The organism is Pseudomonas sp. App30 (genome assembly GCF_047947025.1).
Classification (GTDB): Bacteria; Pseudomonadota; Gammaproteobacteria; order Pseudomonadales; family Pseudomonadaceae; genus Aquipseudomonas.
The window spans coordinates 3,497,929-3,516,101 of the sequence record NZ_CP133165.1 but is presented as its reverse complement, the minus strand read 5'-3'; the positions used below and the strand labels follow the sequence as shown (position 1 = coordinate 3,516,101).

Annotated in this window: 15 protein-coding genes; 8 read left to right on the top strand and 7 right to left on the bottom strand. The window is 66.7% G+C overall.

Annotation, left to right across the window (positions count from 1 at the left end; all coding sequences use genetic code 11):
• Positions 1-62: 62 nt before the first annotated feature.
• From RAM80_RS16420 to RAM80_RS16405, 4 genes are all read right to left on the bottom strand, one after another.
• Positions 63-1,673 carry an arylsulfatase gene (locus RAM80_RS16420; RefSeq protein ID WP_416421550.1) on the bottom strand — a complete coding sequence of 537 codons (1,611 nt, stop codon included), beginning with the start codon at positions 1,671-1,673 and terminating at the stop codon, positions 63-65.
• 16 nt (positions 1,674-1,689) lie between these two features.
• On the bottom strand, positions 1,690-2,505 hold the full coding sequence (locus RAM80_RS16415; RefSeq protein ID WP_416427498.1) for an ABC transporter ATP-binding protein: 816 nt from the start codon (positions 2,503-2,505) through the stop codon (positions 1,690-1,692).
• 5 nt (positions 2,506-2,510) lie between these two features.
• Positions 2,511-4,109, bottom strand: a complete 1,599-nt coding sequence (locus tag RAM80_RS16410; protein WP_416421549.1) for an ABC transporter permease — start codon at positions 4,107-4,109, stop codon at positions 2,511-2,513.
• A 180-nt stretch (positions 4,110-4,289) separates the two neighbouring features.
• A complete protein-coding gene (locus RAM80_RS16405; RefSeq protein ID WP_416421548.1) occupies positions 4,290-5,210 on the bottom strand; it encodes a LysR family transcriptional regulator in 921 nt (306 codons plus the stop codon).
• 149 nt (positions 5,211-5,359) lie between these two features.
• Between RAM80_RS16405 and RAM80_RS16400 the strand changes: the two genes are divergently transcribed.
• Positions 5,360-6,265: a TauD/TfdA dioxygenase family protein gene (locus tag RAM80_RS16400; protein ID WP_416421547.1), complete on the top strand. Its 906-nt coding sequence runs from the start codon at positions 5,360-5,362 to the stop codon at positions 6,263-6,265.
• A 77-nt stretch (positions 6,266-6,342) separates the two neighbouring features.
• On the opposite strand, the gene RAM80_RS16395 is transcribed toward RAM80_RS16400, so the two are convergent.
• The 3 genes from RAM80_RS16395 to RAM80_RS16385 all read right to left on the bottom strand — a co-directional run bounded on the left by RAM80_RS16395 (position 6,343) and on the right by RAM80_RS16385 (position 10,158).
• Positions 6,343-7,947 carry an alkaline phosphatase family protein gene (locus tag RAM80_RS16395; RefSeq protein WP_416421546.1) on the bottom strand — a complete coding sequence of 535 codons (1,605 nt, stop codon included), beginning with the start codon at positions 7,945-7,947 and terminating at the stop codon, positions 6,343-6,345.
• Positions 7,948-7,963: 16 nt separating this feature from the next.
• Entirely contained in the window at positions 7,964-9,013 is a 1,050-nt protein-coding gene (locus RAM80_RS16390; RefSeq protein WP_416421545.1) for an ABC transporter substrate-binding protein, read from the bottom strand.
• A 194-nt stretch (positions 9,014-9,207) separates the two neighbouring features.
• Entirely contained in the window at positions 9,208-10,158 is a 951-nt protein-coding gene (locus tag RAM80_RS16385) for a LysR family transcriptional regulator (RefSeq protein WP_416421544.1), read from the bottom strand.
• Positions 10,159-10,336: 178 nt separating this feature from the next.
• Between RAM80_RS16385 and RAM80_RS16380 the strand changes: the two genes are divergently transcribed.
• The 7 genes from RAM80_RS16380 (at position 10,337) to RAM80_RS16350 (ending at position 18,032) form a co-directional block, all read left to right on the top strand.
• Positions 10,337-12,688, top strand: a complete 2,352-nt coding sequence (locus RAM80_RS16380; RefSeq protein ID WP_416421543.1) for a TonB-dependent receptor — start codon at positions 10,337-10,339, stop codon at positions 12,686-12,688.
• A 17-nt stretch (positions 12,689-12,705) separates the two neighbouring features.
• Positions 12,706-14,040, top strand: coding sequence for an aryl-sulfate sulfotransferase (locus tag RAM80_RS16375; RefSeq protein WP_416421542.1), 1,335 nt, complete (start codon positions 12,706-12,708; stop codon positions 14,038-14,040).
• A 227-nt stretch (positions 14,041-14,267) separates the two neighbouring features.
• The gene (locus RAM80_RS16370) at positions 14,268-15,083 is read left to right on the top strand and encodes an energy transducer TonB (RefSeq protein ID WP_416421541.1); all 816 of its coding nucleotides are present in this window, start codon (positions 14,268-14,270) and stop codon (positions 15,081-15,083) included.
• 27 nt (positions 15,084-15,110) lie between these two features.
• Positions 15,111-15,836 (top strand): MotA/TolQ/ExbB proton channel family protein, encoded by a 726-nt coding sequence (locus tag RAM80_RS16365; protein ID WP_416421540.1) that lies wholly within the window; start codon positions 15,111-15,113, stop codon positions 15,834-15,836.
• 1 nt (position 15,837) lies between these two features.
• Positions 15,838-16,239, top strand: coding sequence for an ExbD/TolR family protein (locus RAM80_RS16360; RefSeq protein ID WP_416421539.1), 402 nt, complete (start codon positions 15,838-15,840; stop codon positions 16,237-16,239).
• Positions 16,240-16,445: 206 nt separating this feature from the next.
• The gene (locus RAM80_RS16355; RefSeq protein WP_416421538.1) at positions 16,446-17,027 is read left to right on the top strand and encodes an alpha/beta hydrolase; all 582 of its coding nucleotides are present in this window, start codon (positions 16,446-16,448) and stop codon (positions 17,025-17,027) included.
• 54 nt (positions 17,028-17,081) lie between these two features.
• Positions 17,082-18,032, top strand: coding sequence for a sigma 54-interacting transcriptional regulator (locus RAM80_RS16350; RefSeq protein WP_416421537.1), 951 nt, complete (start codon positions 17,082-17,084; stop codon positions 18,030-18,032).
• Positions 18,033-18,173 lie beyond the last annotated feature (141 nt).

Sequence of the window (18,173 nt, the reverse complement as noted above, 5' to 3'; positions counted from 1 at the left end):
CCGCGTTGCATCGGGAGGTGCGCGGTGCCTGCGGACGCCGCCTGGCGGCAGCTGCTACGGGGTTAGTCGGGCTGGAAGGGGGATTTGCTGAGGATTACCCCGGTTTCTTCCACGTATTTCTGCCACTCGCCGATCAACGCTGCCAACTTCTGCGGGTGGCTGGCTGCCAGGTCGTGTACCTCGCCGCGGTCGCGGCTCAGGTCGTACAGCTGCCAGGTGGCCGGGCCCACGGGTCCGGGGATCCACACCGCTTTCCAGTCGCCCTGGCGAATGGCGCGCTGGCCGAACAGCTCCCAGCCGGTCACGGTCTTGTCGTCGTGCACGCTGGCGGTCTCGCCCGACAGGTAGCCCAGCCACGAACGCCCGCGCACCGGTGCCACCTCCTTGCCGCGCCAGCGCGTGCCCGGGTGGCGCACGCCGGCCAGGTCGAGAATGGTGGGGGTCACGTCCATCACCGTGCCGAAGCCATGGCCGATCTGCTGCTGCCGTGCCAGCGGCGGGTAGTGGATCAGCGCCGGCACGCGAATGCCGCCCTCGGTGGTGAATGCCTTGAACAGCCGCGACGGCGCGGTGGCCGCCTGGGCCCAGCCGGGGCCGTACCAGACGTAGGAGTTGGCGCGGCCGATGTTCTCAAGGCTGTTGTCGTAGTGGGCGTCCAGGTAGCTGAGCAGCTCGGGGCCGAACTTGGGGAAGGCTTCGAGCAGCGCGCCCTCGGCACCGTTGTCGGACATGAACAGGATGAAGGTGTTGTCCAGCTGGCCCTGCTGGCGCAGGTACTCCACCACCCGGCCAATGTTCCAGTCCATGCGTTCGACCATGGCGGCGTACACCTCCATGGCCCGCGCCGAAGCCTGGCGCTGCTGCTCATCGAGCTGCGCCCATTCGGCGTTCAACGCCAGCAGCGGGTGCGCCTCGCTGGCCTCGTCAATCAGGCCCAGCTCGCGCAGCCTGGCCAGGCGCTCCTGGCGCAGAGCGTGGGGCCCGGCGTCGTAGCGGCCCTTGTACTTGGCGACGATATCGGCCGGCGCCTGCAACGGCCAGTGCGGCGCGGAGAAGGGCAGGTAGGCAAAGAACGGCCGGCTCTGGTCGCGCTCCTTCAGGTATTGCAGCAGCTTGTCGCCGAAGGCGTCCGAGGAATAGAAATCCTTGGGCAACTCATCCAGGAAAGTGTCGTCCTCGATGTACAGCGCCGGCGTGGAGCGCAGCAGGCCCGGGGTGCTGTCGTCGTAGGTGGGCTCGAAGCCGTAGTGGTTGGCCGCGCCCGGCAGCAGCGAGAACGAGCGCTCGAAGCCACGCGCATGGGGCGCCAGCTCGGCCGTCAGGCCCAGGTGCCACTTGCCGCTCATCAGGGTCTGGTAGCCGGCCTCGCGCAGCAGCTCCGGCAGGGCCACCACGCGGTCGTTCAGGTAACCCTCGTAGCCCGGCTTGCCGATCAGCTCGGGCGTCAGCGCCTCGGCCATGGTGCCGATGCCGGCGATGTGGTGGTCAGTGCCGGTCAGCAGCATGGAGCGGGTGGGCGAGCAGGTGGGCGCGGTATGGAAGTCGGTCAGCCGCAGGCCGGCCAACGCCAGCTGGTCCAGATGCGGGGTGGCGATCTCGCTGCCAAAGGCGCCGATGTCGGAAAAGCCGAGGTCGTCGGCCAGGATCACGAGGAAATTGGGACGTTGGGGCATCGTGCGGTTCCTTTGCTCAGCAGGCGATGAAAGCCGGCGGCAGATCGCGGATCTGCACCGGGTTGGGTGCGACGTAGTGGTCGTCGCTGGTCAGTTCGTGCAGCAGCTCTTCGCGCAGCTGGTGGAATTCGAAGCTGCTGCGCTGGCGCGGGTGCGGCAGGTCGATTTCGACCACGCGCTTGATGCGGCCCGGGCGCGGTTCCATCACCACAACGCGGTCGGCGAGGAAAATCGCTTCCTCGACATCGTGGGTGACCAGCACCGTGGTGATGCGCGCGCGCTCGCGAATGGCCAGCAGCTCGTCCTGCATCTGCTGGCGGGTCAGGGCATCGAGGGCGCCGAACGGCTCGTCCAGCAGCAGGATCCGTGGGCTGGCCACCAGGCCGCGGGCGATGGCCACGCGCTGGGCCATGCCGCCCGAGAGCTGGTGAGGGTAGGCGCGGGTGAAGTCCTTGAGGCCCACCAGGTTGACGAAGTCCTGCACGCGGCGCTGGCGCTGCTCGTTGCTCAGGGCCTCGTTGACCAGGCCCAGGCCGATGTTTTCTTCCACGGTGAGCCAGGGGAACAGCCGGTGTTCCTGGAAGACGATGCCGCGCTCGCTGCCGATGCCGGTCACGGGCTTGCCGTCGACCTGGATCTCGCCGCGAAAATCGGTGTCCAGGCCGATCAGCAGGCGCAGCAGGGTGGACTTGCCGCAGCCGCTGGAACCGACGATGGCGACGAACTCACCCTCGGCGATCTGCAGGTTGAACTCGCGGATGGCTTCCAGGGTGCCGCCGTCCACGTCGAACTGTTTGCCGACGTGGTTGAAGCTGACGATGGGGTGGGTCAGTGCGTTCATGCGTGTCTCCAGCGCGTGGCGCGCGCTTCGATGCGTTGCCCGAGGGCGTTGAGCAGGGCGCCGGTGATGCCGACCAAAAGCATGCCGCTCATGATCAGGTCCATGCGCATCAGCTGTTGGGCGCCGAGCATCAGGCTGGCGATGCCGCCGTTGGACGGCATGAAGTATTCGGCGCCGATGGTGCCCAGCCAGGCGTAGATCAGGCTCAGGCGCAGGCCGGCGAAGATGCCCGGCGCGGCACCCGGCAGGACCAGCCGGCGCAGGCGTTGCCACAGGCTCAGGCGCAGCACCTGGGCGGCCTCGGCCAGCTGTGGCGACAGGCTGGCGACGCTGCGGTGGGAGGCGATGAACAGCGGGAAGAACGCCGCCAGGGCCACGAACACCCATTTGGCTGGTTCGCCCAGGCCGAACCAGGCGGTGATCAGCGGTACCCAGGCGAAGATGGCGATCTGGCGCAGGGCGCCCAGGCTGGGGCCCAGCACCCGCTCGGCAGGTTTTGACAGGCCCAGCAGCAGCCCCAGGGCAAAACCCAACCCGCCGCCCAGCAGCAGGCCGGCCAGGGTGCGGCCCAGGCTGAGGCCCATGGCGGTCAGCAGCGAGCCGTCGGCCAGGCCCGCCCAGGTGGTGTGCAGCACCGCCAGCGGCGCGGCCAGAATGTTGGCGTCCACCCAGGCCAGCTGGCTCGCCAGCTGCCACAGCACCAGCAGCGCGGCGGGCAGCAGCCACGGCACCAGGCGGTCCAGGCCCTGGCTGTGGGTGGTACGCGGCAGCGCCGCGGTGGCCGCATGGGGCCAGTGCACCAGCTTGCGGTCGGCCAGGGCAATGCCCTTGTCCATGACCACGCCAATGACGCCGATCACCACCACGCAGACGAAGACGATATCGAGCATGAACAGCTGCCGCGCCCACACCATCAGGTAGCCGATGCCTTCGCTGGAGGCCAGCAGTTCCACCGCCAGCAGCGACGACCAGCCGGCGCCCAAGGCCAGGCGCACGCCGGCCATGAACGAGGGTAGGGCGGCCGGCAGCACCAGCCGGCGGACCAGCAGGCGCGGCGGCAGGCGCAGCACGGCGGCGGCTTCGCGCAGCCGCGGTTGCGCGTCGCGCACGCCCACCAGGGTATGCAGGGTCACCGGCACGACGATGGCCTTGATCAGCACCACCAGCTTGAGCAGTTCGCCGATGCCGAAGAACACCATGAACAGCGGAATCCAGGCCAGGGTCGGGATCTGCGCCAGGGCGGTGAAGGTCGGCAGCACCAGGCGCTCGGCACGGCGGCTGGCGCCCATCCAGGCACCCAGCAGCGCACCGCCGAGGATGCCGGCCAGCAGGCCCCAGCACAGCCGTTGCAGGCTGATCCACAGGTTGGCCGGCAGGTCGTTGCCGGCCAGGTCCAGCGCGCTCTGCCACACCAGCGCCGGTGCGGGCAGGATCTGCTCGCTCATCCAGTGGTTGCGCGCGGCCAGCCACCACAACACGAACAGGGCGGCGGGCAGCAGCAGGGGTTGCAGGCGCTGGCCCAGGCCAGGGCCGGTGCGCCGGCGGGCGGTGGGGGGCGTTGCCAGGGGCACACTGAGAAGCGATTCGCGGGCCATGTCAGACCTCCGTTGTCGGCTACTGCGTAGGGCTATTTTCTTATTCTTATCTGATATATAAAAAACTTTTAACGATAGATATGGAGATAAGAGGTGCCATTTAAGGCCCAAGCGCGCAAGGCATCCAATGCATTCGGGGAATATTTCCCATGCGCCAGATGCATGGGCTGTGGGCTACCTTCAACCCGCCTTGGCGGCAGGTTGCGCATCGATTGCCATGATGGTGTCGATCATCGCCCGCGCCGCCGGTGACAGGCGGAAGCCCATGCGGCTGACGATGCCGCAGCGCGCGCTCAGGCTTTCCAGGTTCTGCGGCAGGTTGCGCCAGTGCAGCCGCACCAGCTCGCCCTCCAGGTTGTCCTCGTCAAAACCCTCCTCCGAGCACAGGCCGATGGCGTCGGAGTTGAGCACGATCTTCATCAGCGTCGGCATGTGCTCGGTCTGGATATGCGGGCTGAAGTCGGTCTTGCCGCTCAGGTTCGCCAGCAGCTTGCGCACCCCCGGCGGGATCAGCGTGGCGGCCAGCGGGTAGTCGAACATGTCGTTGGTGGACAGGCTCTCCTTGTTCACCAGCGGGTGCCCGCGCCGGCAGAAGAACGCGCCACGCTTGGGCGTCAGTGGCTGGGTCTGGAAGTTGGGGTCGGCCTCGAAGTGACGGATGTCGGCGATGAAGAACTCGATTTCCTCGCGGCTCAGGGCACGGCTCAGCTTCTCCCAGTTGTTCACCTCGAAGCAGGTGCGCACCTTGGGGTGGGCGCGCACGAACGCCGATATCGCGTCCGGCACCAGGCGCACGGCAGGCGCCGGGCCGCAGCCGAAGCGCAGTTCGCCGGCGTCGAGCTTGGTCATCTGCGTCACTTCGCTGGCCAGCAGCGCGGCGCCCTGCACCAGGCTCAGGGCGTGCTGCAGCACCACCTGGCCTTCCGGGGTGGGGCGCAGGTCCTTGTTGCCGCGGTCCACCAGCACGCAGCCGAACTCCTGCTCCAGGCCCTGGATGCTGCGGCTGAATGCCGGCTGGGTGATGCCCATGGCATCGGCGGCGCGGACAAAACTGCGGTGTTCGGTGAGGGCGATGAAGTACCGCAGCTGGCGCAGATCCATATGCATTCCCGGCATTTGAAAAATAGGTCGAAGGTATTGGTACAGCGGGTGGGTTGAGGTTTTAAATGCAAGCTCTTATTCCGTCAACGAAGCATTGGTGATTCATCTAGAACTAATGCTTATATGCATAGAGAGAAGAGGGTCCAACCATGAGCACTGCCACACTCGCCACGAACCCCACCACCGTTGCGCTGGATATCCACCCGGTTGCCGGCCGCATCGGCGCCGAGATCCGCGGCATCCAGCTGGGCGCCGACCTTGACGCCGCCACCGTCGAGGCCATCCAGGCCGCGCTGGTGAAGCACAAGGTGATCTTCTTCCGTGGCCAGGCCCACCTCGACGACCAGAGCCAGGAGGCCTTCGCTCATTTGCTCGGCGAGCCCATCGCCCACCCCACCGTGCCGGTGCGTGACGGCACCCGTTACCTGATGCAACTGAGCGGCGCCGACGGCCAGCGCGCCAACTCCTGGCACACCGACGTGACCTTCGTCGATGCCTATCCCAAGGCCTCCATCCTGCGCTCGGTGATTGCCCCGGCAGCCGGTGGCGACACCGTGTGGGCCAACACCGCCGCGGCCTACAACGACCTGCCGGCGCCCCTGCAGGAATTGGCTGACAAGCTCTGGGCGGTGCACAGCAACGAATACGACTACGCCGCGGCCAAGCCCGACGTGTCGGCGGAAAAGCTCGAGCACTACCGCAAGGTGTTCACCTCCACGGTGTACGAGACCGAGCACCCGGTGGTGCGCGTGCACCCCATCAGCGGCGAGAAAACCCTGCTGCTGGGGCACTTCGTGAAGCGCATCAAGGGCTACAACTCGAGCGATTCGGCGCACCTGTTCGGCCTGCTGCAAAGCCATGTGGTGCGCCTGGAAAATACCGTGCGCTGGCGTTGGAGCACCGGCGACGTGGCCATTTGGGACAACCGCGCCACCCAGCACTACGCGGTGGATGACTACGGCACCCAGGAGCGCATCGTGCGCCGCGTGACCCTGCAGGGCGAAGTGCCGGTGGGCGTGGCGGGGCAGCGCAGCGTGACCACCCGCGGGGCCTAAAGGCGACGCAGCCTTCGGCAGCTGCTACGGGATCTGCGTAGCAGCGGCCGCCAGGCCGCGTCGAGGACCGGCGCGGTCTACCAAACGCCGATAGGCACCAGCTTCTCCTCCTCAGGCTCGCCATAACGGAAGCGCTGCCCACGCACATCAATCTCGCGATTGCTGATGGTGGTGCGGCGCTTCAAGCCGCGCAGCCAGTCAAACAGATACCCCTGATGCTGCTCCCGCACCGCGGCCAACGCCGGGTCGGTGCCCAGGTCATGCAGTTCCTGCGGGTCATTCAGCAGGTCGAACAGCTGCGGCCGGTGGCCGTCGTAGGCCAGGTACTTGTAGCGTTCGCTGCGCACCATGTACATGCGGCAGCGGTCGATGGCCTGGCCCAGCCGCTCGCGGGCCGGGGCCTGGAAGGCGTAGTCGTATTCGGCCACGGCGAAGTCGCGCCAGGCCGGTTGCTGGCCGTGCAGCAGCGGGATCAGCGAGCGGCCCTCCAGGCGGTGGTCGGCCGGTGGCAGGCCCAGGGCGTCAAGGAAGGTGGGCAGGGCGTCGATGGTCTCGGCCAGGCGCGGGTCCACGGTGCCACGGGTGGCATCGGCGGCGGCACGCGGGTCGCGCACAATCAGCGGCACGCCCACGGCCGGCTCCAGCAGGAATTCCTTTTCGCCCAGGTAGTGGTCGCCCAGGTAGTCGCCATGGTCGCTGGTGAAGACGATCAGGGTGTCATCCCAGCGGCCGTTGGTTTGCAGGAAGTCGAACAGCCGGCCTAGCTGGTCGTCCACCTGCTTGATCAGGCCCATGTAGGTGGGGATCACGTTGAGGCGCACTTCCTCGCGGGAGAAATTGCGGCTTTCCTCGTGCTGGCGGAAGGCGTTGTACACCGGGTGGTCGTTCTCCTGGCCAGGCTGTGGCAGCACGGCGGGCACTACCTGGTCCCTGCCATACAACGCGTGGTACGGCGCAGGCGCAATGTAGGGCCAGTGCGGCTTGATGTAGGACAGGTGCAGGCACCAGGGCTGCTCGGCCTGCTCGCTGATGAAGTCGATGGCGCGGTCGGTGGTGTACACCGTTTCCGAGTGCTGCTCGGGCACGCGGGCGGGCAGGTGGGCGTTGCGCATTTTCCAGCCGCTGAGAATCTCGCCGTTGGCGCCCTCGGCGGCGTTGGCCCAGTCGTGCCAGGGGTTGCGGCCAGCGTAGCCGAGCTTGCGCAGGTAATGGGTGTAGGGCGCGCCCTCGCGCTTGCCGTCGAAGATCGGGTCGTCGGGGAACAGGCCGTCGTGGCGCACATAGGGTTCGAAGCCCACCTCGTTCAACTGCTCGGCCTGGGCGCTGTCCGGGGCCATGTCCAGGCGCTGTTGGGCGTCGGTGTTGGGCGTGGCGTGGGTCTTGCCCACCAGGGCGGTACGGATACCGGCCGGGCGCAGGTAATCGCCGATGGTGAATTCGTCCAGCGGCAGCGGCACGCCGTTCCAGGCCACCTGGTGGCTGCTGACGTAGCGGCCGGTGTAGGCCGACATGCGCGACGGCCCGCAGATGGTGCCCTGGGTGTAGGCGCGGCTGAAACGCACGCCGGCGGCGGCCAGGCGGTCGATGTTGGGGGTGTGCAGGTGCGGGTGGCCGTAGCACGACAGGTAGTCGCGGCGCAGTTGGTCGCACATGATGTACAGCACGTTCTTGATCGCGGTCATGGTCGGTACCTGGGTATCAGAGGGCTTTGCCGGTGGCGTCGAAGGCGGGCCACAAGGCGTCGAGATTTTGCTGCTGCACGGCGGCGTCGACGAAACGCGGCTCTACCCAGTCGGTGGCGGTGAACGGGCGGCGGATCAGGCCCAGGGCCTTGGCCTGGTCGACGCTGTCCTGCAGGCTGGCGCGCAGGAAGGCGTCGATGCGTGGCGAGTCGCGGAACTTCAGGTCGTCGCCGGCGCTTTCCTGTTCGAACAGCTGCGCCGGGATGGCGCTCTGCTCAGCCATCAGCTGGTTGTAGGGCGCCTGGTTCTGCGGCTCGGTGAGGTAGGCAGCGTTTTTAACCAGCACGTTGATCAGACGCTGGGTCAGGTCGGGGGGCTGGTCGATGAACGCCTGGGTGGCGACAAGGCCGGCCTGGGTGGTGGCCAGGCGCGGCAGCTGCTTGGTGCTGAGCGGGAACTGCACGCCTTGCTGGCCCAGGGCGAGAATGCCCATGCCCGACCAGGTGGCGTCGATCTGGCCGCTGGCCAAGGCCGCGCGGGCGGCGCTCCAGTCCAGGCTGATGATCTGCAGGTCATGTTCCTTCAGGCCCTGGGCGGCGAGGGCGCGGGCGAACGACAGCTGGTCGGCGGTGCCGCGGTACACGGCCACGCGCTTGCCCTTGAGGTCGGCGAGGCTGCGGATGTCGCTGCCGGCGCGGGTGGCCAGGTACATGTTGTTGCCGCGGGCGCCCAGCAGCAGGCGGGTCTGCAGGCCGCTGGAACGGCCGATGATGGCGGCCAGGTCGCCGAGCCAGGCGAAGTCCAGCTGCTGGTTGGCCAGGGCTTCGTTGACCGCGGGGCCGGCGCCCTTGAAGAAGTGCCACTCCACCTTCACGCCATCGGCGGCGAATTCGTTTTCCAGCTGCTTCTGGATATGCGCCAGGCCCACGGGGCCGGCAATGAACGGCGCGCTGCCGGCGCCCTGGTCAGGCGTGCCGATGCGGATGGTGACGGGGTCGGCCGCCTGGGCGTGGCCCAGCAGGCCGGCCAGGACGATGCCGAGCAGTGGTTTGAAAAACTTTTTCATGGGCCTTCCTGATTGCGCAAGTCACTGAAATAGCGACTATTTCGCGATCGGGAAGGGCCAGTCGGCAAGCGCATTCAATGAATACTTTGTATGCATTGCCTGCATACGATTCGCCTTTGATCCTGTGGGAGCTGGCTTGCCAGCGAGTTGTTGGGGCCAAAAAGCTCGCTGGCAAGCCAGCTCCCACGAAGCACCTACACCGCCAGGTTCTGGATGTCGTAGGTGGTGCCGCCCTCATCGCGCTCATCCACCAGCTTGATCTCCTCGATCATCGCCTCGGCCAGCGGCGACAGCCGGTAGCCCGCGCGGCTGACGATGCCGTAGCGGGTGAACAGCTCCTCGCGCTGCTCATCCAGCCCCTCGATTCGCAGCCGCACCAGTTCGCCGCCGGCGCCACGCATGACATCGCTGTAGCTGCCGCTGATGCCGATGGCGTCCGAGCGCAGCACCACGCTGAGCAGCGCATAGCTGCTTTCGCATTCTACGTTGGGGGCAAAGTCCGGGCGGCCGCTGAGGTCGGCCAGCACCTTGCGCAGGTTCGGCGGGCGCAGGGTGGCGGCCAGCGGGTAGCTGAGCAGTTGCTCGGCCGTGACCCATTCCTGTTGCGCCAGCGGGTGCCCGGCGCGGCAGCAGAAATGCCATTTGCGTGGGCGCAGGCGGTGGGTGTGGTAGTCCGGGTCGGCCTCGAACTGGCGGGTGTCGGCGACGAAGAATTCGAACTCCTCGCTGAGCAGGCGCTTGCTCAGGCTGTGCCAGTCATCCACGTGGAAATGCACCCGCGCCCTGGGGTAGCGGCCAATGAAGCTGCCGACCGCCGCCGGCACCAGCCAGGAGGCCGGTGCCGGGCCGCAGCCGAAGCGCAGCTCGCCGGCCTCCAGGCCATTGAACTGGCTGATCTCGTTGCTCAGCTGGCGCGCGCCGCTGACCAGCCGCCGGGCGTGCTCGAGCACTACCTGGCCCTGCTTGGTGGGCGGCAGATCCTTGCGCCCGCGGTCCACCAGCTGGCAGCCCACGGCGTGTTCCAGGGCCTGGATGCTCCGGCTGAACGCCGATTGCGACAGGTTCACGGCCACGGCGGCGGCGACGAAGCTGCGGTGTTCGGCGAGCGCGATCAGGTGGCGAAGTTGGCGCAGGTCTATATGCATTTTTCACATTAAAAGTATCGGGCAAATGCATTTGCTATGCATCCGGTGCACTCCTTATAAAGGCAATCACTTATGCAGTAAATCTCTAGAAAAACATATGCAAATAACTGAAGGGAATATGCGGAGCGCTCGGCACATCGAATGCCGGCCCCCCGTTCCCTCACCAAGGAGCCGTGCCATGAGTCGTCAGTCACCCCCTGCAGCGCCCACTTCAGCCAGGCGTCTCAAGCGCTTGCCGCTGGCCATGCTGTTGGCCGGCAGCGCCGGTTTTTCCCTGGCCCACGCGGCTGACGACCCCACCCAGGCCAGCGCCGCAGCGGATGATGGCACCCACCTCAAGACCGTGACCGTGACCGCCCGGCGCCGCGAGGAAAGCGCCCAGGACGTGCCCACGCCGATCAGCACCGTGGACGGCAGCACCCTGGAAGCCCAGCACGTGTACCGCATCCAGGACCTGCAGCAGCTGGTGCCCAGCGTCAACGTGGCGTTCATGCACGCGCGCCAGTCCAGCGTGTCGATCCGCGGCCTGGGCAACAACCCCGCCAGCGACGGCCTGGAAGGCAGCGTGGGCCTGTACATCGACAACGTCTACCTGGGCCGCCCGGGCATGGCCGTGTTCGACCTGATGGACATCGACCAGCTGGCGGTGCTGCGCGGCCCGCAGGGCACCCTGTTCGGCAAGAACACCACGGCGGGGGTGATCAACATCACCACCCGCGCGCCCAGCTTCACCCCCGAGCGCACCATTGAAAGCTCGGTGGGCCAGCACGGTTACGTGCAGACCAAGGGCACTATCTCCGGGCCCATCACCGATGAGCTGGCCGGGCGCCTGTCGGTGTACCGCAGCGACAGCGGCGGCACCATCACCAACGAAGACAACGGCCACAAGCTGGGCGGCGGCGAGCGCGACGGCCTGCGCGGGCAGCTGCTGTTCAAGCCCAACGAAGACTTCAGCCTGCGCGCCATCGTCGACTACAACGAGGAAGACTCCAGTTCCGGCACCCGCACGCTGTTCAACACCGGGCCGACCGTCAACGGCTCCAACCTCTACGAAACCCGCGCGGCGGCGGCGGGCGCCACGCTGGTTGAGCCGGGGTCACGCAAGGTCAACCTGGATGGCAGCCAGCACGTGACCGTGCACCAGGGCGGTGGCTCGGTGGAGGCCAACTGGAAGCTGCCGAGCGACTTCACCCTGACGTCGATCAGTTCCTATCGCTTCTGGAACTTCACCCCGCGCAACGACGACGGGCTCAACGTGCCTGCCGCCTACAACGCCGGTGTGTCGGTGGAAGACAAGCAGTGGTCCCAGGAATTTCGCCTGGCATCGCCCACCGGCGGGGCATTCGACTACGTGCTGGGTGGCTACTACTTCGGCTCGAAGACCGACAACAAGTCGTTCTCCTACTACGGGCCCAAGGCCGATATCTGGAACGGAACCGCGACGGGCGCGCTGGCCAACGTCACCAGCATTGGCCGCGGCCACATCGACACCGACAGCTTCGCGCTGTTCGCCCAGGGCACCTGGCACCTCACGCCCAAGCTGGACCTGACCGCCGGCGTGCGCGGCACCTATGAAGAGAAGAGCGCTTGGGTGGAGCGCGACGCCCCGGTAGGCGGCGCCGCCGTGACCGGCGCTGCCCTGACCGCGCGCAACGGCCGCGCCGGCGCCTACAACTCCGGCGACCTGAGCCTGTACAGCGCCAGCCCCTCGGGCATGGTCAACCTCAGCTACCACTTCACCGATGACCTGATGGGCTACGCGACCCTGACCCACGGCGAGAAGTCCGGCGGCGTCAACCTGGCCGTGGGCAGCGCGCCCACCGCTGGCGCCGACTCGCTGCTGATTGGCGCCGAACGCGCCAACGACGCCGAGTTGGGGCTCAAGAGCACCCTGTGGGACCGCCGCCTGCTGCTCAACGCCAACCTGTTCTGGACCACGGTCAACGGCTACCAGGCCAACGCCTACGACTCGGCCAACCGCGTCTCCTACCTGACCAACGCCGGCACCGTGCGCTCCCGCGGCCTGGAGCTGGATGGCACGGTGCTGCCGCTCAAGGGCCTGACCCTTAACTTCAACGGCGCCTACAACGACGTGCGCTACATGTCCTACAAGGACGCCCCGTGCCCGCCGGAAGTCAGCGAGCAGGCCGGTGCGCCAGCCTCGTGCAGCCTGTCCGGGCACCAGGTGGTGGGCGCCTCGAAGTACACGTTCAACACTAACGGCGAATACAAGTGGAACTGGGACAACGGCCTGGAAGAGTACGTCACCGGCAGCTATTCGTACCGCTCCCACGCCGTGGGTACCCTGGAAGATTCCGCCTACGCGCAGATCCCCGGCTACAGCCTGGTCAACCTCAGCACCGGTTTTCGCGGCAACCTCGGCCAGGGCCAGTGGGACGTCTCGCTGTGGCTGAAGAACGCCTTCGACAAGACCTATTACACCACCCTGTGGGCCGAGGGTAACGGCGGCTACAGCGGCATCCTTGGCGACCCGCGCACCCTGGGCGTGACCGCCCGCTACGACTTCTGACAACAAAGGACGTGATCATGAAAGCCTTCAAGACAGCGTTGCTGGCCAGTGCGGTGTTCGCCAGCGTGGCCCAGGCCGCACCCAGCGTGTACCCCACCGGGGTGACCCGCTACGACCCGGCCAAGGCCTACAACCAGTACGTGATTTTCGCTGGTGCCGACAAGCAGACCCACCTGATCGACATGGACGGCAACGAGGTGAAAAGCTGGCCGCACAACGGCTTCCCGTCGGCCATCATCGACCCCAGGCTGGTAGGCGGCGAGCGCGGCCACGTGCTGCTGCAACTCAGCGACAAGGCGCCGGGCCCGTTGGGGGCGGCTGGCAACGGCCTGGCCAACCAGAGCGTCGGCGAGCTGGACTGGAGCGGCAAGGTGGTGTGGCAGTGGGGCGACAAGGCCCCCGGTGGCGCCGCCCAGCAGCACCATGACCAGCGCCGCCTGGGCAACGGCAACACCCTGGTGCTGGCCAACAAGGTGCACAAGGTGGCCGGCTTCAAGGTGCCGCAGCTGATCGACGACGTGGTGTACGAGGTAGATCCGCAAGGCCAGGTGAAATGGCAGTGGCTGGCCAGCGACCACCTCACCGAGTTTGGCTTCACCCCGGCGCAGTTGAAGCTGGTGCGCGCCACCGACAACCCCGACTACCTGCACATCAACAACCTCAGCGTGGTAGGGCCCAACAAGTGGTTCGACGCCGGCGACAAGCGCTTCGCCCCCGACAACCTGCTGCTGGACTCACGCAACTCCAACTTCATCGCCATCATCGACAAAGCCAGCGGCAAGGTGGTGTGGCACCTGGGCCCGAACCTGCCGGCCCTCAACCCCAAGACCGCCCAGCAGGTGCCGCGGCCGCTGGACCAGTTCGTTGGCCAGCATGACGTGCACATCATCCCGGCCGGGCTGCCAGGCGCCGGCAACCTGCTGGTGTTCGACAACCAGGGCACCGCCGGCTACCCCTCGGCGCCCCTGGGCCTGACCCCGGGCTCGCGCGTGCTGGAGATCGACCCCATCAAGCAGCAGGTGGTGTGGCAGTACACCGCCGCCAGCTCGAAACAGCCTTCGTGGGCCTTCTACAGCTCGTTCATCAGCAGCGCCCGGCGCCTGCCCAACGGCAACACGCTGATCGACGAAGGTATGAACGGGCGCTTCTTCCAGGTCACCGACAAGGGCGAGATCGTCTGGGAGTACGTGAGCCCCTACCAGGGCAAGGCACCGGGTAGCGACGCCATCAGCAATTGGGTGTACCGCGCCCTGCCGGTGGCCTACGACTGGGTGCCCGAAGGCACGCCCCACGCCGAAACCGCCGTGCTGGCCCCCGACGCGGCGCTGAAAAACGCCAGCGCCAGCCGCTGAAAGCCATGCCTTGGCGGAATATTTTCAATGCCCCCAAGGCATCGGCTTCCGAGCGCTCTGCTACAGGCCTTGCAGGGCAAGGGCCGGAGCAAAACCAGGGTTCTGCATATTCCATATAGGTCTATGTATAACTTTAAAGATTACTTTCAGAGCTAAGCGTGGGGCGTCGATGATTCGCCTCGCGAGGCCTCCCTCGCACTATCGCTGAAGACCGCAGGAGTACAACAATGGGCAATGTCCAGACCGCAGCCAGTGCACCCCAGGCGCTACGGCGCCAGGCACCGGGCGGCGAGTTGGTCGACCTGGGCCGCGCGCACCGTGCGCCGCTGGCCCAGTCGCGTCTGCACACGACCCCCAAGGGTGTACTGAGCCGGCGTGAAGGGATTGCGCTGGGCGTGTTTGCGCTGGTGCTGCATGGCGCGGTGATGTACTGGCTGAGCCAGGAACCGCTGGCCGCGCTGCCGATCAAGCCGCCAGAAATCCCGCCAATGACCATCGAGTTTTCCCAACCGGCACCGCCGGTGGTTGAAACGCCCCCACCGCCGCCGCCACCGCCCGTGGCGCAGCCGGTAGAGCCGCCGCCACCGGTCGAGGACGAGCTGGCCACCAAGCCGCCGCCCAAGCCCAAACCCAAGCCCAAGCAGGTCGCCAAGCCGCTGCCCAAGCCCGTGCCGAAGCCGGTGGAACAACCGCCAGCGCCGCCACAGCCGGTTGCCGCGCCGACGCCACCGGCACCGCCTGCACCCCCCGCACCGAAACCGGTAACCCCGGCCTCGGCGAACGCCGGTTACCTGCACAACCCGGCGCCCGAATACCCGGCCCTGGCCATGCGCCGCAACTGGGAAGGCACCGTGCTGTTGCGGGTGCATGTGCTGGCCACCGGCAAGCCCGGCGAGATTCAGATCCAGAAAAGCAGTGGTCGCGACCAGCTCGATGACGCCGCGCTTGCCGCCGTCAAACGCTGGAGTTTCGTACCGGCCAAGCAGGGCGATGTCGCCCAGGACGGCTGGGTCAGCGTGCCCATCGACTTCAAGATCCGCTAATTCGCGCTAACACAAGGAATACACATCATGAGTACTTTGGCTTCCCCATTTGCCTCCATCGAAGGCGCGGTAATCTGGCTGTTGATCGTCTTCTCCGTCGCCACCTGGGGCCTGTTCCTGGCCAAGGGCGCGCAGTTCGGCCGCCTGAAGAACCAGGACCGCAAGTTCCACAAGCAATTCTGGGCGGCGTCGAGCCTGGATTCGGCTGCCGAACTGACCGTGACCCAGCCGGGCGCCGCCGCCCGCGTCGCCCAGGCCGGCTACGCCGCCATCCAGGTCGGTGAGCCCGGTCATGCCGCGGACCTGAGCCAGGCCATCAACCACCAGGACCGCCTGGAGCGCGCCCTGCGCCAACAGATCGTGCGTGAGCGCCGTTCCCTGGAAACCGGCCTGGCGGTGCTGGCGAGTATCGGTTCCACCTCGCCCTTCATCGGCCTGTTCGGCACCGTGTGGGGCATCATGTCCGCCCTGAAAGGCATCAGCGCCGCCGGTTCCGCCAGCCTGGAAACCGTGGCCGGCCCCATCGGCTCGGCCCTGGTGGCCACCGGCGTGGGTATCGCCGTCGCCGTGCCGGCGGTGCTGGTCTACAACTACTTCCTGCGCCGCCTGAAGCTGACCGTGGCCGACCTCGACGATTTCGCCCACGACTTCTACAGCCTGGCCCAGAAGAGCCAATTCCGCGTGCTGCTGCACCCGGCCCTGACCAAGACCGTCCAGGGCGGTGCTGGCCAGAAAGTGAAGGAGGCGTCCTGATATGGCCTTCTCTACCCAGGACAGTGATGAGGTACTGAGCGAGATCAACGTCACGCCGCTGGTGGACGTGATGCTGGTGCTGCTGGTGGTGTTCATCGTTACCGCGCCGCTGCTCACCAACTCGATCCCGATCAACCTGCCCAAGACCGACTCGGTGGCGCCGGTTGAGCAGAAAGACCCGCTGGTGGTGAGCATCGACGGTGGCGGCAAGTTCTTCATCAACAAGGACGAAGTGCAGCCCGACCTGCTGGAGTCGAACCTGGAGGCGGCCAAGGCCAAGAACCCGGACCTGCGCGTGCAGCTGCAGGCCGACGACGGCGTGGGCTACGGCAAGGTGGCGGGGGCCATGGCGTCGATTGAAAAGGCGGGCATCACCAAGCTGTCGGTGATTACCAAGCGGTGATGTTCTGCAGTGGTTTCTTGGGTCGCTCCTCAGGCAGGGGGCGGCCCTTTTTTTTGCGCCCCCGTAGCAGCGGCCATCGGCCGCGTCCCCAATCACCCCACAGTTATATCGTTATAAGTTATTAACAAATAGCTTCTTATTCCTTAACGAATATATGACCCGCCCCTATACTGACCTCAACGCAAACGATGCAGGAGGCGTATGCCATGCGCAACGAGTCGATCCGCTACCTGATTGTGCCGGGCTGGCAAGGTTCCCCCCAGGACCACTGGCAAAGCCACTGGTGCAACAGCCTGCCCAACAGCGCGCGGGTAGAGCAGGCCGACTGGTTGGCGCCGCAACGCCAGGACTGGGTGGCCGCCCTTGAGCAGGCCATCAGCGCCAGCACCGATCCGGTGATCCTGATTGCCCACAGCCTGGGCTGCATCACCGTGGCCCACTGGGCCGCGCAGGCACCGCGGGCGCTGTTGCGCCGGGTGCAGGGCGCCTTGCTGGTGGCGCCGGCCGATGTCGAGCGCCCGGCGTGCTCGCCGGCGCTGCGCAACTTCGCCCCCGTGCCCACCCACTTGCTGCCGTTCCCCAGCCAGGTGGTCAGCTCCGACAACGACCCGGCCGTAAGCGTGCCGCGCGCCATGCAGATGGCCCGCGACTGGGGCGCCGAGGCTGGCATCCTGGCGGGCGCTGGGCACATCAATGTCAAGTCCGGCCACCAGCGCTGGGAGCAGGGTTTCGCCTACCTGTACCGCCTGCAAACCCGCCTGCAGGCCCACGCACTGCGCAGCGCCTGACCGCCATTTATTCGAAAAACGCCCGGGCCCATGCGCCCGGGCGGGAGTATTGCCATGAGTCATCCTGAACATTTCGGCCAGCCGCTGCTGACCTTCCCCGAAGCCGACAAGAGCCCCCTGAGCATCCGCGCCAAGGCGCTGGTGTTCGTCGACCCGCGCTCGCGGCAGCTGCGCCAGGAGCTGGAAAGCCTGGCGCCGCGCAGCCTGCCGGTGCTGATTCATGGCGAGACGGGCACCGGCAAGGAGCTGCTGGCCCGGCACATTCACCGCGCCAGCGACCGCGCCGGGCTGTTCGTGTCGGTGAACTGCGGCGCCATCAGCCCCACCTACGCCGACGCCGAACTGTTCGGCTACAGCGCTGGGGCTTATAGCGGCTCGGCCAGCAGCCGGGCAGGGTGGTTCGGATCGGCCAACGGCGGCACCCTGTACCTGGACGAGATCGGCGACCTGCCGCTGCCTATCCAACTGAAGCTGCTGGCAGCGCTGGAAAACCACGAGGTCACCCGTGTCGGTGCCCAGCAGCCAAGCCCGGTGGACGTGCGCCTGGTGGCCGCCACCAGCATCGACCTGGCCCAGGCCGTGGCCGCCGGCAAGTTCAACGAGCGGCTGTTCCATTACCTGGGCGAAGGCCGCCTGGTGCTGCCGGCCCTGCGTGAACGCCCGGGGGACATCCTGTCGCTGGCCGAATATTTCGTCGGCATCTACAGCGCGCGCCTCAACCTGCCGGTGCCGTTGATCAGCGAAAGCGCCCAGCTGCTGCTTGAGCGCCACAGCTGGCCGGGCAACACCCGCGAGCTGGAAAACATCATTCATTTCGCCCTGCTGGTCAGCAGCGGCGACGAGATCCTGCCCGAGCACCTGAACCTGCCGCTGGTGGTCGAACCACTGGCCGATATCGAGCGGCAGATTGCCGCACTGCTCGGCGAGGGCTCTGGCTCGGCCCTTCGGGGCCTGAAAGCGTTGCTGGAGCGCAGCGCCTTGCGTGTTACGCAACAAATTGGCTGAGCCATGCGTGGGGCGCCGACATGGCCAATTGCCTGGAAATGACGAAAAAGGCATAAGCAGTGAAATAAAAGATATTGTCTTGGTATAAAAAATATCGGTATTGTCCGCCCCAAGCCGGCCAAATACGCAGCTGGCACCTTA